This is a genomic window from Thermithiobacillus plumbiphilus (genome assembly GCF_038070005.1).
Classification (GTDB): Bacteria; Pseudomonadota; Gammaproteobacteria; order Acidithiobacillales; family Thermithiobacillaceae; genus JBBPCO01.
On the sequence record NZ_JBBPCO010000013.1, the window covers coordinates 46,401 to 65,308 of the forward strand.

Consider the following 18,908-nt stretch of genomic DNA (forward strand, 5'->3'; position numbering starts at 1 on the left):
TCCTAGATGATTTGTTTTATCTGGCTGAGCGCGACGCGACCCAGGCCATTGCCCAACTCGAGCTTCACGCCCTCGGGCGAGAACAGCACGCTCTGCACCGGCGCCACGCTGAATGCCTCGGCATTCAGCGGCTTGCCACCTGCCAGGGCCTGCACGCTGAAGCTGTAATTGCCGGCTGCCGCCTGTTCGCCGCTTTCCGTCTTGCCGTCCCACTGGAAACTCTGCGTGCCGGCGTCCTGGGCGCCAAGCGTCAAGGTTCTGACGACCTGACCGGCAGCGTCGCGGATGCTCACCGCCACAGAATCCGCGGGCGCTTCGAGCGAAAAGCCCGCGCTTGCCCCCTGACCGGCCGCCAGCGTGAGCTGCGAACCCGGCGCCACCACGCTGCGGCCCATCAGAGATGCCGCCTGCAGGCCCTGGCCCGACTCCATGGCATCCAGCAGTTTCTGATTGCTGACCTGCAACTGCTGGATGCCGGTGGCCGTGCTGAACTGCGCCATTTCCGCCAGAAACTTGCCATTGTCCATGGGCTCCAGGGGGTTCTGGTTGGAAAGCTGGGTGGTCATCAGCTTGAGGAATTCATTCTGGCCGAGCTGTTGCTGCCCGGGCTGGCTGGCCACCGCACTCGTCGTGCCGGCAATGGCACTATTGACACTCTGCACCATCTTCAACTCCTTACTGACCGAGGGTCAGGGTCTTCAAAAGCAGCGTCTTGGCGGCATTCATGACATCGGCGTTGGCTTCATAGGAGCGCGAGGCCGAGATCATGTTCACCATCTCCTCCACCGGATTCACATTCGGCAGGTTCACATAACCCTGGCCGTCGGCTGCCGGATTGTGCGGATCAAATACTCGGCGCAGTGGCGAGCCGTCCTCCACCACGCCCGCCACCCTGACGCCCTCCGCCCCCGCCGGGCTGTTGCCCAGCGCCTGGGCCTGGAAGACCACGTGCCGCGCCCGGTAAGTTTCACCGGTGGAGGACGTGGCGCTGTCGGCATTGGCGAGATTGCTGGACACCACATTCAAACGGTGGGTCTGGGCCGTCATGCCGGAACCGGCGATATCAAAGACCTTGAAAAGCGACATGTTCAGCTCCCTTGAATGGCGGTCAGCAGGGTCTTGATCTTACCGCTCAGAAAATTGACGGCGGCCTGATACTGGATGGCGTTTTCGGAAAAGCGCGCCTGCTCCTCATCGAGATTGACGCTGTTACCATCTATGCCTACCTGGCTGTCGCGGCGGAACAGGGCCTCGCGGGCGAGTGTCTGGATACCCAGCCCCGGCAGGTGTCCCGCCTCGGTGCGTGTCAGATTTACGTCACTGACTCTGCCTGCCTGGGCGCGGCGCATCGCCTTGTCAAAGTCGACATCCACCGCCTTGTAATTGGGGGTGTCGCCATTGGTGATATTGGCTGCCAGCAACTGTTGGCGGTAGGTTCGTACCGACAGCGTGTTCTCCAGAAAGCGGAAATTGTCATCCAGGCCATTTTTCATGTTTTCACCTCGTATCGACCGTTCGACGGAGCTCTTGCATGGATCGTGCCATCTTTCCAGGCCTTGTTCCTGGCGCCAAAGGCCGGTAAGCAGCCCGGCTGCAGCGGCAAACCGGCAAGGGCTTGCCGCCGGGATCCCCTGGAACCGGGTGCCCAGCACATGGAATACATCTTGCTAGTATTTCACCGACATTTTGTTACCGGACTCCTGTAATGACTTCATTTTTATCCCTGTTTGCCCTCGGCCTGCTGCTGATGAGCAGTTCCTCGGCCTGGAGCGCGCCGCAGCAGGATCTGCAGGTAATCGGCAAGCAGGTGGAAGGCTTCGTGCGCCAGGGTTTGCAGGCTCAGGCCGGGCGGCCCGTGATCCGGGTCGGGCCCATCGACAAACGCCTGCAGCTTTCACAATGCCGGGATCTGGAGATACACAATTTCGGGCCTGCCAACCGGGCGGCACGGACCATCCAGGTCCGCTGCCAGGCACCGGCCGCCTGGACGCTCTATGTCCCGGTGAGCGTCAAGCTTATGACAGCGGTGGTGGTCGCCAGCCGCCCGCTGGCCCAGGGCCACACGCTCACTGCCGGCGACCTGCGCCTGAGTGAGCAGGATCTGGGTAGCCTGCCGGCTGGCGTGCTGAGTGACATCAAAATGGCCCTGGGCCAAAAGCTGGCCAGCAACATACCGGCCGGATTTGCCCTGAGACAGGATCTGTTGCGGACGGCGCCAGTGATAAGGCAGGGACAGAGCCTTGCCATGGTGGTGGAGGGAAATGGCATGCGCCTGGTCGCCGAGGGCGAGGCCTTGCAGGATGGCAGGCCGGGGCAGTGGATCAATGCCCGCAACAGCAAGTCTGGCCGGATCGTGAAAGGGATCGTGGAACAGGATGGGCAGCTACGCATTCCGTTCTAGTGAATCGCCATGCTAAAGTTTTGCGCTTGCGTGCCGTAAAGCAGTATAAAAGGAGTGTCAGACATGAAGATTGACAGCAGTGGGTTGTACTCGCCGCAGGTCGGCACAAGCTCGCATCCCCAGGCTACGACTGCAGGTACCGGCAAGGCCGAGCCCCAGAAGCCCGGCACGCCGGGCGATCAGGTGAGCCTGTCGCCGGCGGCCCAGGCCCTGCAGGCCAACCGCGAGGCACCGGTGGATCAGGATCGCGTCAACGCCATCCGCCAGGCCATCGCCAGCGGCCAATATCAGGTGGACTCCGAAAGCCTGGCAAAGAAACTGCTGGCCTATGCCCGCCTTGCCAACGAAGGCTGATCCCCGATGAGCATGAACACGCAGGATTCCCCGCGGCCGGAGTCTGGCAGGCCACAGCTTGCCTCCCGGCTGGTAGATGTCCTGGGCCAGGAAGCGCAATTACTGGACGTACTGCGCACGCTCCTGCTTGCGGAGCAGGAAGGCCTGGCCAGCCTGGCGCCGGACACCCTCGGCTCGCTTGCCAGCGAAAAAAACCGCGTCCTGTCCGAGCTTGCCCACTGTGAAAACAGCCGCGCCGAACTTTCGACGCAACTGTCACCCATGCGTGCAGCATCAAGCAACTGGCCGGAGCACCTGGCCGGGCTCCCTGCCGCCACGCACAAAGCCATTGGGCAGCTATGGTCCGGCATCCTGCAGTGCACGCGGGAGGTCAGCGTCCTCAACCAGCAGAATGGCCAGATCATCGAAACCTCCATGCGCCATGTACGCGGCGCCCTGGAAGTCCTGTGCAGCGGCTCGCCATCCCTCTACAACACCAGCGGCCACAGTGAACTGCCCGCGCCAAGCCGCATGCTGGGCAGCGCCTGAGCATGCTGATCCTGACGCGCAAGCGTGGCGAGGCCATCCGTATCGGTGAACAGATCCGTATCGTCGTCACCCGCATCGACAACAATCAGGTACGTATCGGTATCGAGAGCCCAGCGGAGCTCGCCATCCTGCGCGAGGAAATCTTCGAAACCGTGCGCCGCGAAAACCAGATGGCCCGCAGCGTCAGCTTGAGCCAGCTCGCCGATTTCCTGGACAGAAAAAAGAACACCCCATGAACCGGACCATCGATTCCGCCCAGTTCGGCCCGCTGCAGATCAGCCCCGACCAGATACTCGTCTGCGAGGAGCCCCTGCTCGGCTTTGAACATCTGCGCGAATTCGTGCTGCTGGAGCACCCGCAGTTTCGCCCCTTTACCTGGCTGCAATCCCTGGAATCTCCGGAACTGTGTTTCATTCTGGCTGAAGCCCGTCATTTCGGGCTGCACTATGACCTTGCCAGGTTTGCACCAGGGCAGCAGGGGCTGTCAACACTGCAACTGCGGGTCATGGTGATCCTGCCAGGCAACGAGCATGAGCCCATTCGCGCCCATAAGCTCGGGCCGATCTGGTTTGATGGCGAAAGCCGACGCTTTGGACAGCGCGTGGTGGATGCGACACAGGTGCAGGATGGGGTCTTGAGCCCGGAAAATGGGCAGGACGGCCAGCAGGCAATGCTGCCCTGCATGCTCGTAGAATAATTTACAGACGGCTGCTGCGCAGGATTTCCCGGTCACGCCTGGTGACGTAACGCTGAATGGCGGCATTCATGGCCGGAGCCAGGACACTGAAGCGCCCCCCGACGCGCAGGATCCTGCCGCTCTGGCTTTGCAGCCTGGTCAGTGTGCAGACTTCCAGATCAGTACGGATCAAGGTACCTTCCGGCAGGGTGAACTCGCAGGCAAGCCGCTGGCCTCGTGCAAGTTCATCGCCGATGGTGAAAACGAAGTTCAGACCCAGCCCGCCGGTGCTGATGTCCACCATGTCCCCTTTCAGGATCTGTCCGGAATTTGTCTGAAGCACCACGCGCAAAGGTGCATCCTGGCTGGGGCTGACGCGGAAGTGCTCGCGCCGCTGCAACTGATAGATCCACTGCGGTATGGCAAGCTGAAACAGCAAACCCCGGGCGTCCTGTTCCGCCTCCTGCAGCACGGCTTCGAAGGCTGTCACCATGCCGCGCACCCGCGCAAGTATCCGCGCGCGCCGGCTGACCTGCAACCGGGCATTGCCAGTAGCAGGTAGCAGTTCATCGAGCGCAAAGCGCTTGCGACCTGGATCAACCTCAAGGATGGCCGCGCTGTAAACGGTCTGTTCATCCTCGGCCACGAACACGCTCAGGATGGTCTTTTCATCGGACATTTCCTGCAAAATGGCGCGAATCTTGGCGCCATCCTTGATCAGGAAATCCTCGTTTTGCGAGTCCCCATTGAAAAGACCGAGCTGGTCGAAATTCATCTCCACGGCAGCCTCTGAAACTAGTCGATCACAGGCTGGAGCACGATCGTCTCGTCCCGATCCGGACCAGTCGAAATCATCGCGATCGGGAAACCCGTCAGCGCCTCGATGCGGCGCAGATAGCTGCGGGCATTCTCCGGCAACTCATCCCAGGTGCGCACGCCCTGCGTGCTACCCTCCCAGCCCGGCAGCTCCTCATAGATGGGCTCGCAGGTGGCCACGGCCTCGGCCCCGACCGGCAGCTCGCAATGCTCCACGCCGTCGCAGCGATAACCCACGCCAATGCGGATGCTGCTCAGGCCATCGAGCACATCGAGCTTGGTGATGCAAAGACCCGTCACGCCATTGAGCTGACAGGCCGTTCTGAGCGCGATGGCATCGAACCAGCCGCAACGGCGCGCGCGCCCGGTGGTCGAGCCAAACTCCGCGCCGCGCTCAGCCAGATAGGCCCCGGTGTCATCGAAAAGCTCGGTGGGGAATGGCCCGGAACCGACCCGCGTGGTATAGGCCTTGGTGATGCCGAGCACATAATGGAGCTGGTTCGGGCCAACGCCGCTGCCCGGGCAGGCCGCGCCGGCAATGGTGTTGGAAGAGGTCACGAAAGGATAGGTGCCGTGATCCACATCCAGCAGGGTCCCCTGCGCACCCTCGAAGAGAATGCGCGCGCCGCGCTGGCTCAGGGCATAAAGATGCGCCGGCACATTGGTCACCATGGGCGCGATACGGTCTACCAGGGCCAGGGTCTCGTCGAGGATCTGCTGGAAATCCAGGCGACCGGCTTTGTAATAGTGCTCCAGGACGAAGTTGTGGTATTCGAGCACCTCGCCCAGCTTGGCGGCAAAACGCTCGCGGAAGAAGAGATCACTCACGCGCAGGGCGCGTCGCGCCACCTTGTCCTCATAGGCCGGGCCGATGCCGCGGCCGGTGGTGCCGATCTTGGCATCGCCCTTGAGCCGCTCGCGCGCCAGATCCAGCTCACGGTGATAAGGCAGGATCAGGGGGCAGGCATCGGAAATGCGCAGGCGCGCAGCGGCATCCACGCCAGCCGCCTCCAGCATGTCCAGTTCCTTCATCAAGGCCTGGGGATCGAGCACCACGCCGTTGCCGATGATGCACTCCACACCACGGCGCAGGATACCCGAGGGGATCAGATGGAGCACCGTTTTACGGCCCTGGATCACCAGGGTATGTCCGGCATTGTGCCCTCCCTGGAAGCGCACCACGGCATCACACTTCTCGGTCAGCCAGTCGACGATCTTGCCCTTGCCCTCATCGCCCCACTGAGTACCGATTACCACCACGTTCTTGCTCATAGCATCCTGATCCGATTGACTCGCCATCAAAATCCGGGCTGCCGCCTGGTCACGCTCAGGCGACCGGCACCAGCTCCCACTGACCATTTTTCTCCACCAGGGCCTGCTGGCAGCCGAGCGCGGCCGCCTGTGCCAGGTTTCCGTCGGTGCTGCTGCCCAGCGCATGGATCACGACCTGACCGCTTGCGCGCAGGGCGGCTACCCGCGCGGCCAGGGCGGGGTCGGCCAGGGCCGGCGCCCAGATGCGGGCGGTCTGGTCGTTCTGCACGGGTGCGACCAGCTGCTTGAGATCCAGGCTGAAGCCCGTCGCCGGCCGGCCGCGACCGAAGGCCGCGCCGATGTTGTCATAACGCCCGCCCATGCCGATGGCACTGCCCTGGCCTGGTGTGTAGACCGAAAAAACTGCCCCGGTATGGTAGCGATAGCCACGCAGCTCCGCCAGATCAATCTGAATTTTCAGTGCGGGATGGCGTGCCTGCAAGGACGCCAGAATACTGTCGAGCTCATCCAGGGCATCTGTCACGCCGGTTCCGGACGGCCCGAGGATTGCCCGCGCCTCGGCAAGCGTCCCACAGCCCCCCTGAAGTTGCAGCAAGGCCGCGATCCGCTCTCGCCGCCCAGGCGCAAGCCCGAATCCCTGAAGGGCGGCCAGGAGATCATCGGCCGCCTTGCGCTGCATGGCAAGGTATATGACGCTTTCAGATGCCGGATCCAGGGGCAGATCACCCAGGAGATTCCGGAAGATACCGAGATGTCCCAGATCCAGCACGAGGTCCTCGCAGCCCGCCAGGTATAGGCTTTCGATCATCAGGCTCGCCACCTCGGCATCGGCCGCAGGCCCTGTGGCGCCAAAGAGCTCCGCACCGATCTGGAAAGGCGCGCGGCTGCCGCCATAATGATCGCTGCTGGCGTGCAGCACCGTACCCGCATAGCAAAGGCGATTGGGCTGGTCGGCATGAAAGCGGTGGGCATCGATGCGCGCCACCTGCGGCGTCATGTCGGCGCGCAGACCCAGCATGCGCCCGCTTTCCTGATCCAGCAGGCGCATGGTCTGCAACTGCAGTTCCTGACCGACGCCGGTCAGCAGGGTTTCCAGATGCTCCAGCATCGGCGGGATGACTTGCTGGTATCCCCAACTCCGGTAGAGGTCGAGCAGGCTGCGACGCAGGGATTCGATGCGTTCCGCCCGGGCCGGCAGGATGTCTTCGAAGCCGGCCGGCAACAGCCAGGGTCGGGGATTTTGGGACATATTCATCTTCTCACAGGAGCCGGGACGGGTAACCCGAAAGGCTTACCATTATCCGGCCAAATACAAAAGAAGCAAACCCGCCAGCATGCTGACCAGCCCAAGACTGCGCAACTGGCGGTCGGAAAGCGCGTCCATGAGTTGGCGCATGGCCTCCCGGGCGCCTGCCGGACTGAGGAAGTACGGGATCCCCTCAAGCACCAGCATCAGGGCCAGTGCCTTCAGCAACAGGTTCATGAGGAATCATTTTCCCGGGCCGCGGAGGAAATACCGGAAGAAATCCTTGTCCGGATCAATCACCAGGGTATCCTGCTTGCCGATGCTCTGCTGATAGGCCTGCAGACGGCGATACAGCGAGAAAAACTGCGGGTCGCGACTGAAGGCCTCGGCATAGATGCGCGCCGCCTCGGCATCACCCTGACCCTTGATCTCCTGCGCCTTGCGATAGGCATCCGCCAGGATGAAGGTGCGCTGGCGCTCCGCCTCGGAGCGGATCTGCACGGCGATCTCGGCGCCCCGTGAGCGATATTCCTTGGCCTCGCGGGAACGCTCCGCTTCCATGCGCCGGAATACCGACTGGCTGACCTTCTCGGGCAGATCCACGCGCATGACACGCACATCCACCACGGTGAGGCCGAGATCCCGGGCACGGCGCTCGACAGAGCCGACGATGGTGTTCATCAGGCCGACGCGATCACCACTGACCAGTTGTTCCAGGGTACGGCGACCAAATTCGGCCCGCAGGGCGGAGCGGATCAGGTCCGCAAGCCGGGCATTGGCGTTGGCGACATTGCGCACCCGGGTATAGAACAACAAGGGATTGGTAATCCGCCAGACCGCAAAGGAATCCACCACCACGGTCTTTTTCTCGATGGTCAGATAGGATTCCGGCTCGGCATTGTAGGTGAGCAGGCGATTGTCAAAATACAGCACGTTCTGCACGAACGGCGTTTTGACATGCAGTCCCGCGCTGCGCACCGTATCTATCGGTCGCCCGAACTGCAGCACCAGGGCATTCTGGGTTTCATTGACGGTATAAAGCGCAGAACTGGCCAGCAGGGCGAGTCCGGCCAGAACGATCAGGATCAGGTTGGTCTTGGCTGTCATGTCTAGCGGGCTCCCTGCGGCTGGACCGGCTCGAAATTTTGCACCTGCCCGGCACGGTTCTGTGTGCCTTCGGATGCTGCAGCCGGGTTCTGGGCAGGCTGCGCTTCCTGCTGCTGGCCATTGTCCGCCTGCTGCCTTGGGGGCATCTGCTGCGACTCCTTCAGTTTGTCGAGCGGGAGATAGAGCACGTTGTTGCCACGATTGCTGTCGACGATCACCTTGTTGGCATTGCGCAGGATCTCTTCCATGCTTTCCAGGTACAGCCGCTCGCTGGTGATGCGAGGTGCCTTGCGATACTCGGTCAGGATCTGGCTGAAGCGCGAGGCATCACCCGTGGCCTGCTCGATGCTGCGCTGCTTGTAACCCGCTGCCTCCTCGACGATGCGGACCGCTTCACCGCGAGCGCGGGGCAGCACGTCGTTGGCATAGGCCTCTGCCTCATTGCGGGCACGCTGGAGATCTTCCCGCGCACTCACCACATCCAGGAAGGCGGGCAGGACCTGCTCCGGCGGATTGACGCCCTGCAGACGCACGGCATCCACGATCAGACCCAATTTATAGTGGTCCAGGGTCTGCTGCATCAGGATCTGCACGTTCTGCTCGATCAGGGCGCGCCCTTCGGTCAGCACCTGATCGATCTTGCTGCGGCCCACGACCTGGCGGATCGAGGACTCGGCAACCTGACGCACCAGCGTCTCTGGATCCCGCGAGTTGAAGAGGAAATAAGACGGATTGCTGATGCGAAACTGTACCGCAAAGGCGATGTCGACGATGTTCTCGTCCTGGGTCAGCATCAGCGCTTCATTCGGCATACCGCGCCGGGTAGTGCCGGCGGTGCGGTAGCCGATCTCGATACGACGGCTCTCGGTGACCTTGGGCGTGTAGACCACATCGATCGGGTAAGGCAGATGATAATGCAGGCCCGGCTGCGTGGTATCCACATGGGATCCAAAGCGCAGCACCACCCCTTGCTCGTCAGGACCCACGACATAGATACCGGATGCCAGCCACAGCAGCGCCAGAATGCCAATCACATAAGGCAGGGCACTGCCCAGCCTGGGACCTGTACCACCACTCCCGCCACCCCGGCCGCCAAACAGGCCCTCGAATTGCCTGCGGATCTTCTCCATCCAGGCACCCAGGTCATTATTGGACTTCGGCGGTGTACGTTTTCCCCAGGGATTATAGTCATTTCCCTTGTCTGGGTCGCTCCAGGGCATCAAAAGCTCCTTTTCTGGACCATTCATGGCCGGCGGGGCAAACAAACCCGCCATTCTAAGTGCCCTTACATCAACTGGCAACATTGCGCGCGCCGCACCCTGGACAGGTGCGGCGCGCATTACTGCTGGATTGGAAAGATTCGTCTTTTATTATATAGCTATCATATAGCGTTTTCGCGGTCTGCCAGCCGGGTCAGGGTGTTCCGTCCACCTGCCTGCCATGTAGCCCCTGCTGCTGAAACCGCCCCCAGATGGCGCTGTCGAGTTCGACTGAGAGTGAGATCCCACCCTGATCGTCGATGTCCTCCTCGAGGACCTGTCCGTGGGCATAGAGCCGCGCCCGCCAGACGCCGTCGCCAGGCTCGAGATCCACGCAGACGCGGACCTTCTCATGACGCAGATGCTGTCCGATGGCGTCGATCAGCAGATCCGTGCCTTCGCCGGTCCAGGCCGACAGCCAGACCTGCCTTGGCAGGCCAGCTTCGTCCAGTTGCATCCCGGGATCCTGATCAACGGCGTCGATCTTGTTATACACGAGAATGGTCGGCAGGTCCTCGGCGCCGATCTCCCGGAGCACGGCATCCACCTGCCGGATCTGGTCGCCGTGCTCGGGACTGGAAAAATCCACGACGTGCAGGAGCAGATCGGCAGCCGCCACCTCTTCAAGCGTGGCCCGGAAGGCGGCCACCAGCTGATGCGGCAGGTGGCGCACGAAGCCCACGGTATCGGTCAGCACCACCGCTTCACCAGTGGGCAGCATCAGGCGCCGCATGGTCGGATCCAGCGTGGCAAAGAGCTGGTTGGCAGCGAATACTTCAGACTGCGTCAGCCGATTGAACAGGGTGGATTTGCCGGCATTGGTGTACCCAACCAGCGAGATGGTGCGGATGGGCGCACGCTGGCGCGCACGCCGGCGCAGTGCCCGCCCGGCCCGCACCTTTTCCAGACGCTGCTTGAGGGTATGGATGCGCTGGCGCAGGATGCGCCGGTCCAGTTCGAGCTGGGTTTCACCAGGACCGCGCAGGCCGATACCGCCGCGCTGACGTTCAAGGTGGGTCCAGCCCCGCACCAGGCGGGTGCTGAGATGCTCGAGCTGCGCGAGTTCAACCTGCAACTGGCCCTCATGGGTCCGGGCCCGGCTCGCAAAGATGTCCAGAATCAGGCCGACCCGGTCCAGCACGCGGCAGGACAGGGCGCGTTCGATATTGCGCTCCTGAATGGGCGAGAGCGCGTGATTGAAGATCACGAGATCGGCCTGGGTGCTTTCGACCAGCAGCCGGATTTCCTCGACCTTGCCCGAGCCAACGAAATAGGCGGGATCCGGCCGGCTGCGATTGGCCGAGACCTCGCCCACGATTTCCGCGCCTGCGGACAGGCTCAGTAGTCGGAGTTCCTCGATATCTTCCTGGGCTTCCCGGTACTGATCACCGAGATTGAGATGCACGAGAACCGTGCGGTTTGCTACCTTGGCTTGTTCGCCCAAACCTTACTCCTCGCCGCCTCCGGACTTCTCCGCGTCGCTTGGCGCGGGCAAGCGCACATCTCGGCTGGGTACGACCGTGGAAATGGCGTGCTTGTACACCATCTGACTGACGGAATTGCGCAACAAAACGACAAACTGGTCGAAGGATTCGATATAACCCTGCAGCTTGATGCCGTTGACAAGATAAATGGATACCGGCACATGCTCCCGACGCAGCAGATTCAGGAAGGGGTCCTGCAGCATTTGTCCTTTCGCAGCCATTTTTAGATGATCTCCTCTTTTTTAATTTTGGCCAAGTGAATCGCTGCCAAGAAAAGGTACGCACGGTAGAGCGCCGACACTGCCTTGGGCAAGTCTAGCAAATTTTGCATGCTGAACCTATTCCCCTAAAAGGCTTATGCTGTGCCGGATTTTTCGGTTTCTCGATGAAACTGGCGAATGCGCCGGGCCACCTGTTCCGCGATTTGGACAGACATGCTGGTGTCCAGCAGTTCACAGCCGGTTTCACCACGCAACCAGGTCAGCTGACGCTTGGCCAGTTGCCGGGTAGCCTGCAGGGCGGCCGCCAGTGCCGCATCCAGAGACATCTCGCCCCGGCACCAGGCAAGTAGCTGTCTGTATCCGACAGCGCGCATGGCCGGAAGTTCAGGATCCAGCCCCTGGCGCCAGAGCCTTTGCACCTCTTCGGGAAAGCCATTGCTCGACATCTGCGCCAGGCGTCTGCCAATCCGCTCGTAAAGCAGGTCTCTGGGCGGTGCAAGCACCAGCTTGAGATAGCGGTAATCGGCCCGGTCCCCGCCCGGTCGCTGCTGCCAGGCGCTCAGCGGCCGGCCCGTGGCCTGCCAGACTTCCAGCGCCCGGGTGATGCGCTGGCTGTCATTGGGATGGATCCTGGACGCAGCCAGGGGATCATGTCTGGCGAGTTCCGTGTGCAAGGCCCTTGCGCCTTCCAGAGCGAGGCGCCGGCGCAGCTGGTCGCGCAGGGCTGCCGGGATGGGCGGGATCTCGATCAGCCCCTGCTCCAGGGCCCGGAAATAGAGGCCTGTGCCGCCCACCAGCAGGGGGATTCGTCCGCGCGCCCGCGTCGCGGCCATGCAGGCCAGGGCATCGCGACGGAAATCGCCCGCGCAATAGTTTTCGGAAGGATCACGGATGTCGATCAGGGCATGGGGATAACTCTGTCGCAAAGCCGGATCGGGCTTGGCGGTACCGATGTCCATGCCGCGATAGACCAGGGCCGAGTCCACGCTGATGATGTCGACCGGCAGACGATCCGCCAGAGCAATGGCGAGATCGGTCTTGCCGCTGGCGGTTGGGCCCATGAGAAAGATGGCGGGGTAAGCGGCAGTCATGGATGGCGGAAGCCGGCGAGGCTCATCTGCCGCGCAGGAAGAGCCGGTCCATTTCATCGAGGCTCATCTGCACGTAGGTCGGACGCCCATGATTGCACTGGCCGGCACGCGGGGTTTGTTCCACCTGGCGCAGCAGGGCGTTCATTTCTTCCAGGCTCAAGGGGTGATTGGCCTTGATGGCCGCCTTGCAGGCGATGTTGCCAAGCAGAGCATGGATGCACTCCTCGGTGTGACGGCTGCTGCCGAGTTCGCGCAGATCGTCCAGAAAGACCTGGAAGAGTGGACCGAGATCGCGCCCCGAGAGCAGGCGCGGCATGCTGCGCACCACCAGGGTCTGAGGCCCGAGCGCGCTGCAGTCGAAACCGTTTTCCCGGAATGCCGACTGATGGGCTTCCCAGACCTGCATCTGGGCAGGGCTCAGGGTCAGCTGTACCGGGATCAGCAAGGCCTGCACCGATTGCCCGGTCCCCAGTTGCTGCTTGAGTTCTTCATAGAGCACCCGCTCGTGCGCCGCATGCTGATCCACCAGCACCAGCCCCTGGTCGTTCTCCGCGAGGATGAAACGGCCGGCAACCTGGCCGATGGCCCGCCCCAGGGCGTGTTGCCCGATATCGGCAGGCATTGGCCCTGATGGCTGCTCCGGAACGAGGCTTGCGGCCGGTGCAATGGCCGGGGCCACCAGCGCCGCCCAGTAATCGGCGCCCGGTTCGCGCAGGGGCAATGCCCCCTGCCCCCTTGCAGGTGCGGGACGGGCGGAGGACAACGGCAGATCTGGCTTGAAGGCTGGCGCCTCATTGTTTTCCCTGGGCGCCGGCTCCGGTATCGGGGTCGCTGAAGGACGGTACTCACCCAGCACCTGGTACAGGGTGCGATACAGGAAATCATGCACCAGCCGCGCCTCGCGAAAGCGCACTTCCTGCTTGGCGGGATGCACGTTCACGTCCACGCTGGCGGGGTCGAGGCACAGGTACAGCACAAAGGCCGGGTGTCGGCCCTTGAATAGCACGTCACTGAAGGCCTGGCGCACGGCATGGGCGACCGTCTTGTCACGCACCGGCCGGCCATTGACGAAAAAGTGCTGCGCAGCGGTATTGGCGCGATTGAAGTTGGGCAGGCCCACCCAGCCTTCCAGACGCAAGCCGAGATGCTCGTGCTCGACATAGAGCGAGTTTTCCAGGAAACCTTCCCCGAGGATCTCCGCCACGCGCTGATGCCGGGCCTGGGCATCCAGTGCCGGCGGGAGACGCCAGACGCTGCGCTCCGCGGACTGAAACCGGAATTCCACGTCAAAGCGCGCCAGCGCGGCAGCCCGCACCACATCCTGAACGTGGAAAAGCTCGGTACGCTCGCCCTTGAGAAACTTGCGACGCGCCGGTGTGTTGAAAAACAGATCCCGCACCTCGACCGTGGTTCCCGCTGGGTGGGCCGCCGGTGCAAGCTCTCCGCTTTCACCGCCGGACACGCTGATCTGCCAGGCCTGTTCCGTTCCCGTCTCGCGGCTGGTGAGTTGCAGTCGCGCCACCGAGGCGATGGCGGGCAGCGCCTCGCCCCGAAAGCCAAAACTCTCCACCTGCTCCAGCTCCTCCAGGCTGCGGATCTTGCTGGTGGCATGGCGGGCAAGGCAAAGCGCCAGATCATCCGGCGCGATCCCGTGGCCGTCATCGCGGATGCGGATGCGCCGCAAGCCGCTTTCCTCGAGCAGGATTTCCACGCGGCGGGCACCGGCATCCAGGCTGTTTTCCAGCAGCTCCTTGACTACCGAGGCGGGCCGGTCGACTACCTCGCCAGCGGCAATCTGGTTGATGAGCAGGGCTGGCAGGAGCTGCACCCGGGATGCGGGCATGGGAAACTCCTTCAGGGCAGGACGAGCTGCTGTCCGGCCAGGAGGCGACCGGATTTCAGCGAATTGATCTTGCGCAGTTTTTCGAGGCTGACGTCGTAAAGTCGTGAAATGCCCGTCAGGGTTTCACCCGACTTAACCCGATGTATACGGCTGGCGGTCGAATCTTCCTGCTGGCGGCCACTGGTCGCCGGCTTCTCATCCGGCTCCCGGGACACCAGCTTGGTCGGTGGCACGATGACAGGCCTGCTGTTGCGGGCCATGTACTGGCTGATGCCGCTGAAGATGGCGTCCGCCAGTTGCGTTTGATACTTGCTGCTGTTGAGCAGGCGTTCCTCTTCGGGATTGGTGATGAACCCGGTTTCCACCAGAATGGACGGCACGTCCGGCGACTTGAGCACGACAAAGCCTGCCTGGCCAAAGTCGTCACGGTGCAGCCTGGTGAGTTTTTCGAGATTGCCCAGCACATTGGTTGCCAGGACCTGACTGTCGCTGATCGTCGCGGTCTGGGAGAGATCCAGCAGCACCGAAGCCAGCATGTTGTCCTTGTCGGCAATGCGGATGCCACCGACGAGGTCAGCCTGGTTTTCCTTGTTGGCAAGCATGGCTGCCGCCTGGTCACTTGCCCCCTTCGGGCTGAGGGTATACACGCTGGCGCCGCGCGCGGATGCGCCTATCGAAGCATCGGCATGGATGGACACGAAGATGTCCGCCTTGACCTGGCGGGCACGCTTGGTGCGATCCCAGAGCGTCACGAAATGATCCCCGTCCCGGGTCAGGAAGGCCCGCATGCCCGGGGTCTTGTTGATGCGCCGCGCCAGGGCCCGCGCGATGGCCAGGGTCACGTTCTTCTCGTATGTGCCGTCGGGACCGATGGCGCCAGGGTCCTCGCCCCCATGCCCGGCGTCCACGGCCACCAGCCAGCTGCGCCCGGACATGGAAGATGGCAAGGGCATGGGATCGCCCCGTTCCTTGTCCTGCCACAGGGCGTGAACTCCCGTCGCACTACTGTCTGACATGGCAGCGCGGCCCAGCGGGGTCGTAGGTGGTGCCAGATCAATCACCAGACGGTGGCTATAAGGCCCCATGGGCTTGAGCAGAAAGGCCGATACCTGCACGGGCATCATCGTGTCCAGGGCCAGGCTGACATCCTCATTCTGCAGTTGCACGCGGCGAATGGCCCGGAGATAGCGATTGTCGCCGGCCAGCTCGGGTGTTTTCGAAAGCAGCAGGGCGTTTTTCAGGGTGACGAGGACCTGGCCATCGTGCTGCTCCCAGCTGAAATGCACCGGGGCCGCCAGATCGAAGACCAGCCGCGCCTTGTCGGGGCTGGCCCAGAAGCGCGCACCCCGGACCTCCACCGGCCCGGCAATGCTCTCGGTGCAGCAAAACAGGCTGTAGGTGATCAGCAGGAAAATGAGATATATCGATTTGGTCATCAGTCGTCCCCCGGCAGGCAGGCGCGGCCTCTTTCGCTGGCATGGAACAGGGTGATCCGGTGATCGGGCAGACACAGTTCCAGAGACAAGTGCAAGTCCGGGGCTGGCAACAGCCCGGCGGCGCGTTCCGGCCACTCAACAAGACAAAGCGACTGGCTGGAAAGATAGTCACGGAAGCCCATCATGTCCAGTTCCTCCGGATCCTCCAGGCGATACAGGTCAAAGTGATAGGCCGGTCCGCGGGCAGTCTCATAGGACTCGACCAGGGTATAGGTCGGGCTCTTGGTGCGGCCCGCATGGCCATAACCCGCCAGAATGCCGCTTGCCAGGGTGGTCTTGCCGGCGCCAAGATCACCGCTGAGATATACCAGGGTACCAGGCTTTAGCGCCTGCCCGAGGGTCTTGCCCCATTCACGCATGAGTTCGGGGCTGGGAATGTCCCAGTGCATCAGCCGCGAGATCGCTGGATCAGCTCACGCAGCACATCCGAGCGCGTGACGATCCCTAGCAGCCGATTCTCGCCATCGACCACCGGCAGGGCATGGATATGGCTGTGGGCGAGTTTCTCGGCAACATCATCGGCACTCTCCTCGGGCCTTGCGGTCACGACTTCGGTGCTGGCCAGTTCCAGCGCTGTCGAGGCCGTAGCCTTGCGCAGTTCGTGGGCAAACTCCTGAAAGCCTCCCAGGGGAATGAAGCTGTCCAGCAGGGTGAACACGGTCGGCAGATGGACCTTGCGTCGGGCATCGATGAGATCCTCCTGGCTGATGATCCCCTGCAGGCGCCCTTGCTCATCGACCACCGGCACACTGTGATGCCGGGTCTCCAGAAAGACCTTGGCAACGGTATCCACGCTGTCGTTTGCATTCACGCTGACCACATTGCTGCTCATGATGTCCTGGGCGCAAGCCATGCCTGTTCTCCTGTCGCTTGAACTACGAGGTAACGTGGTCGATCGCCCGCAGGATGACTTCCATCATCCGCTCGATCTCGGCCAGGCTGATGCTCAGAGGCGGCATCAAGACCAGGGTGTCTCCCAGGGGGCGCGTATAGACACCTGCCTCGACTGCCGCGCGCGAAATGGCGTATTCGACCCGGTCACCATAAGGATAGGCCGCTCCGGCGGTTTTGTCCGCGACGATCTCGATACCAATCATCAGACCCTTTTGACGCAGCGCGCCGACATGCGGGTGATCCCAAAGCGGCATCAGCCTTTCCTGAAGATACTGGATTTTTTCGGGGAGTCCGGCAAGTACCTGATCATCCTCAAAAATGCCGAGGTTCTCCAGGGCCACCGCGCAGGCCAGCGGATTCCCGGTAAAGGTGTGCCCGTGATAGAACTGGCGCGTATCGCCGAAGGCGCCGAGGAATGCCTCATAGACCCGGTTGCTGGCGAGGGTGGCCGCCAGCGGCAGATAGCCGCCCGACAGCCCCTTGCCCAGACACATCAGATCCGGGGTGACCTGCTCGTGCTCACAGGCGAACATGCGCCCGGTGCGCCCGAAACCGGTGGCGACCTCATCGAGAATCAGCAATACATCATATTGGTCGCAGAGCTCGCGCGCGCCGCGCAGGATGCCCGCGGGAAAAGGCAGCAGCCCCGCCGCGCCCTGGATGCCGCTTTCCAGCACCAGCGCCGCGATTTCATGGCCGCGCGCCATCAGCGCCTCTTCCAGTTGCGTGAGCCAGGCCGTGGCCGCCGCAGGCTGATCCCAGTCAAGGGGACCGAACATCTCGCGCGCCAGCCCATAGGGACTGGGCAGGCGCGCGGCATGGAACAGCAGCCCCTGATAAACTCCATGGAAAAGGTCCATGCCACCCACGGACACCGCCCCCACCGTGTCGCCGTGATAGGCGTTGTCGAGAGTCAGAAAGTGCTGCTTTTCCGGCCGCCCGACATTGCGCCAGTAGTGAAAGGCCATTTTCACGGCGATTTCCACCGCCTCGGCGCCATCTTCCGAATAGAACACCTTTTCGAGCCCCTTGGGCGCGATCTCGACCAGGCGCTTTGCCAGCAGAATGGCTGGCGGATTACTGGCGCCAAGCGTGGTGCTGTGCGCCACCTTGGCAAGCTGATCAGTGAGCGCGGCATTCAGGCGGGGATGATTGTGCCCATGCACATTGCACCAAAGACTGGAAATGGCATCCAGATAGGCCTTGCCATGCACGTCAAAAAGATAATTGCCCTCGCCGCGCGCGAAGATCAGATTGTCTTCCTGACAATAAACCTGCATCTGGGTGAAGGGATGCCAGAAACAGGATTTGTCCCAGGCGGCAAGCTGGGCGGGATCGATGGCAGGTTCAGTCATGTGGCGCGTAATCCTTGAAAGCAGTGGGCAGAAATTCTATCAGATCGCGTGCCATCAGGCTGGTCTGTCCCAGCCGCTCGGCTGCCAGATCCCCTGCCCGAGCGTGCAAACAAACACCCAGGCAGGCCGCGTCCCAGGGCGCGAGCTGCTGGGCCAGCAGGGCAGCCAGGATGCCGGTGAGCACGTCGCCCGTGCCCCCGCTTGCCATGCCGGGATTGCCGAGCTCGCACTGTCTGACGCGTTCGCCATCACTGATCAGGGTCTGATGGCCCTTGAGAATGCAGATGGCGCGGTAGCGGCGGGCGAGATTCAGCACGGCTGCGGGGCGGTCGGCCTGCACGGATCGGGTGTCAAGGCCCAGCAGACGGGCGGCTTCGCCGGGATGGGGAGTCAGCAGGCGCACCGGGCCGGCGGCAAGCAGCCCGGGCCCCCGGATCGCCAGCAGATTGAGGGCATCGGCATCCAGGACCTGGGGCACTGACAGGGCGACGGCCTCTTCCAGCAGGGTCTGGGCACCCAGACCCTGCCCCATGCCCGGCCCGATGGCGATCACCACGCCCGGACGCGACCAGGAAGAGAGCGTGCCAGGCCAGTCCAGGCTCAGGGCCTCTGGCACCCAGGCGGCGAGATGCATGCGGCTGTCCGGGTGGCAGCCCACGGAGACCAGGCCCGCCCCGGCGCGGTAGGCGGCCCAGGCGCACAGGGCGCTTGCCCCGCCCATGCCACTGGCGCCGCCCAGCACCAGCACGTGACCATGGCTGCCCTTGTGGCTGTCCGGCGCGCGCGCAGGCAGGCCGGGCAAGGACTGCCAGTCCAGCTTTATCGGGGACAGGGATTTATGAGTGTTCGTTTCAGCCATGTGCTT

Annotated in this window: 23 protein-coding genes; 5 read left to right on the forward strand and 18 right to left on the reverse strand. The window is 62.8% G+C overall.

Annotated elements, in window-relative coordinates; genetic code table 11:
* Positions 1-2 precede the first annotated feature (2 nt).
* Genes WOB96_RS12560 through flgB form a run of 3 tightly spaced genes read right to left on the reverse strand, consistent with a single transcriptional unit; the run spans position 3 to position 1,493 of the window.
* Positions 3-665: a flagellar hook assembly protein FlgD gene (locus WOB96_RS12560; protein WP_341371642.1), complete on the reverse strand. Its 663-nt coding sequence runs from the start codon at positions 663-665 to the stop codon at positions 3-5.
* Positions 666-675: 10 nt separating this feature from the next.
* Complete coding sequence (flgC, locus tag WOB96_RS12565) at positions 676-1,086, reverse strand: flagellar basal body rod protein FlgC (RefSeq protein ID WP_341371643.1); 411 nt, start codon at positions 1,084-1,086, stop codon at positions 676-678.
* A gap of 2 nt (positions 1,087-1,088) precedes the next feature.
* Complete coding sequence (gene flgB, locus WOB96_RS12570; protein WP_341371644.1) at positions 1,089-1,493, reverse strand: flagellar basal body rod protein FlgB; 405 nt, start codon at positions 1,491-1,493, stop codon at positions 1,089-1,091.
* Positions 1,494-1,705: 212 nt separating this feature from the next.
* Here flgB and flgA point away from each other — a divergent pair, with 212 nt between their 5' ends.
* The 5 genes from flgA (at position 1,706) to fliW (ending at position 3,980) form a co-directional block, all read left to right on the forward strand.
* Entirely contained in the window at positions 1,706-2,401 is a 696-nt protein-coding gene (gene flgA, locus WOB96_RS12575) for a flagellar basal body P-ring formation chaperone FlgA (protein ID WP_341371645.1), read from the forward strand.
* A gap of 63 nt (positions 2,402-2,464) precedes the next feature.
* Positions 2,465-2,755, forward strand: a complete 291-nt coding sequence (flgM, locus tag WOB96_RS12580; protein WP_341371646.1) for a flagellar biosynthesis anti-sigma factor FlgM — start codon at positions 2,465-2,467, stop codon at positions 2,753-2,755.
* A 12-nt stretch (positions 2,756-2,767) separates the two neighbouring features.
* Positions 2,768-3,283: a flagella synthesis protein FlgN gene (locus WOB96_RS12585; protein ID WP_341371647.1), complete on the forward strand. Its 516-nt coding sequence runs from the start codon at positions 2,768-2,770 to the stop codon at positions 3,281-3,283.
* A gap of 2 nt (positions 3,284-3,285) precedes the next feature.
* Positions 3,286-3,519 carry a carbon storage regulator CsrA gene (csrA, locus tag WOB96_RS12590; protein ID WP_341371648.1) on the forward strand — a complete coding sequence of 78 codons (234 nt, stop codon included), beginning with the start codon at positions 3,286-3,288 and terminating at the stop codon, positions 3,517-3,519.
* Positions 3,516-3,980, forward strand: a complete 465-nt coding sequence (gene fliW, locus WOB96_RS12595) for a flagellar assembly protein FliW (RefSeq protein WP_341371649.1) — start codon at positions 3,516-3,518, stop codon at positions 3,978-3,980. The genes csrA and fliW overlap by 4 nt, the downstream gene beginning before the upstream one ends.
* Position 3,981: 1 nt before the next feature.
* On the opposite strand, the gene WOB96_RS12600 is transcribed toward fliW, so the two are convergent.
* The 15 genes from WOB96_RS12600 to WOB96_RS12670 all read right to left on the reverse strand — a co-directional run bounded on the left by WOB96_RS12600 (position 3,982) and on the right by WOB96_RS12670 (position 18,902).
* Entirely contained in the window at positions 3,982-4,734 is a 753-nt protein-coding gene (locus WOB96_RS12600; RefSeq protein ID WP_341371686.1) for a flagellar brake protein, read from the reverse strand.
* Between the two features lie 20 nt (positions 4,735-4,754).
* On the reverse strand, positions 4,755-6,047 hold the full coding sequence (locus tag WOB96_RS12605; protein WP_341371650.1) for an adenylosuccinate synthase: 1,293 nt from the start codon (positions 6,045-6,047) through the stop codon (positions 4,755-4,757).
* A gap of 55 nt (positions 6,048-6,102) precedes the next feature.
* Positions 6,103-7,296, reverse strand: coding sequence for an ATP phosphoribosyltransferase regulatory subunit (locus WOB96_RS12610; protein ID WP_341371651.1), 1,194 nt, complete (start codon positions 7,294-7,296; stop codon positions 6,103-6,105).
* Positions 7,297-7,344: 48 nt separating this feature from the next.
* A complete protein-coding gene (locus tag WOB96_RS12615; protein ID WP_341371652.1) occupies positions 7,345-7,530 on the reverse strand; it encodes a DUF2065 family protein in 186 nt (61 codons plus the stop codon).
* A gap of 6 nt (positions 7,531-7,536) precedes the next feature.
* Positions 7,537-8,400 (reverse strand): protease modulator HflC, encoded by an 864-nt coding sequence (gene hflC, locus WOB96_RS12620; protein ID WP_341371653.1) that lies wholly within the window; start codon positions 8,398-8,400, stop codon positions 7,537-7,539.
* Between the two features lie 2 nt (positions 8,401-8,402).
* On the reverse strand, positions 8,403-9,620 hold the full coding sequence (gene hflK, locus WOB96_RS12625; protein WP_341371654.1) for an FtsH protease activity modulator HflK: 1,218 nt from the start codon (positions 9,618-9,620) through the stop codon (positions 8,403-8,405).
* A 193-nt stretch (positions 9,621-9,813) separates the two neighbouring features.
* Positions 9,814-11,103 (reverse strand): ribosome rescue GTPase HflX, encoded by a 1,290-nt coding sequence (hflX, locus tag WOB96_RS12630; protein ID WP_341371655.1) that lies wholly within the window; start codon positions 11,101-11,103, stop codon positions 9,814-9,816.
* 3 nt (positions 11,104-11,106) lie between these two features.
* The gene (gene hfq, locus WOB96_RS12635) at positions 11,107-11,364 is read right to left on the reverse strand and encodes an RNA chaperone Hfq (RefSeq protein ID WP_341371656.1); all 258 of its coding nucleotides are present in this window, start codon (positions 11,362-11,364) and stop codon (positions 11,107-11,109) included.
* A gap of 134 nt (positions 11,365-11,498) precedes the next feature.
* Positions 11,499-12,455, reverse strand: coding sequence for a tRNA (adenosine(37)-N6)-dimethylallyltransferase MiaA (miaA, locus tag WOB96_RS12640; protein ID WP_341371657.1), 957 nt, complete (start codon positions 12,453-12,455; stop codon positions 11,499-11,501).
* A 22-nt stretch (positions 12,456-12,477) separates the two neighbouring features.
* On the reverse strand, positions 12,478-14,298 hold the full coding sequence (gene mutL / locus WOB96_RS12645; RefSeq protein WP_341371658.1) for a DNA mismatch repair endonuclease MutL: 1,821 nt from the start codon (positions 14,296-14,298) through the stop codon (positions 12,478-12,480).
* A gap of 11 nt (positions 14,299-14,309) precedes the next feature.
* Positions 14,310-15,734 carry an N-acetylmuramoyl-L-alanine amidase family protein gene (locus tag WOB96_RS12650; protein ID WP_341371659.1) on the reverse strand — a complete coding sequence of 475 codons (1,425 nt, stop codon included), beginning with the start codon at positions 15,732-15,734 and terminating at the stop codon, positions 14,310-14,312.
* The gene (tsaE, locus tag WOB96_RS12655; RefSeq protein ID WP_341371660.1) at positions 15,734-16,183 is read right to left on the reverse strand and encodes a tRNA (adenosine(37)-N6)-threonylcarbamoyltransferase complex ATPase subunit type 1 TsaE; all 450 of its coding nucleotides are present in this window, start codon (positions 16,181-16,183) and stop codon (positions 15,734-15,736) included. Before tsaE ends, WOB96_RS12650 begins: the two co-directional genes overlap by 1 nt.
* Positions 16,183-16,647 (reverse strand): CBS domain-containing protein, encoded by a 465-nt coding sequence (locus WOB96_RS12660; RefSeq protein WP_341371661.1) that lies wholly within the window; start codon positions 16,645-16,647, stop codon positions 16,183-16,185. Before WOB96_RS12660 ends, tsaE begins: the two co-directional genes overlap by 1 nt.
* Positions 16,648-16,669: 22 nt before the next feature.
* Positions 16,670-18,043 (reverse strand): adenosylmethionine--8-amino-7-oxononanoate transaminase, encoded by a 1,374-nt coding sequence (gene bioA, locus WOB96_RS12665; RefSeq protein ID WP_341371662.1) that lies wholly within the window; start codon positions 18,041-18,043, stop codon positions 16,670-16,672.
* The gene (locus WOB96_RS12670) at positions 18,036-18,902 is read right to left on the reverse strand and encodes an NAD(P)H-hydrate dehydratase (protein WP_341371663.1); all 867 of its coding nucleotides are present in this window, start codon (positions 18,900-18,902) and stop codon (positions 18,036-18,038) included. Before WOB96_RS12670 ends, bioA begins: the two co-directional genes overlap by 8 nt.
* Positions 18,903-18,908: the final 6 nt, after the last annotated feature.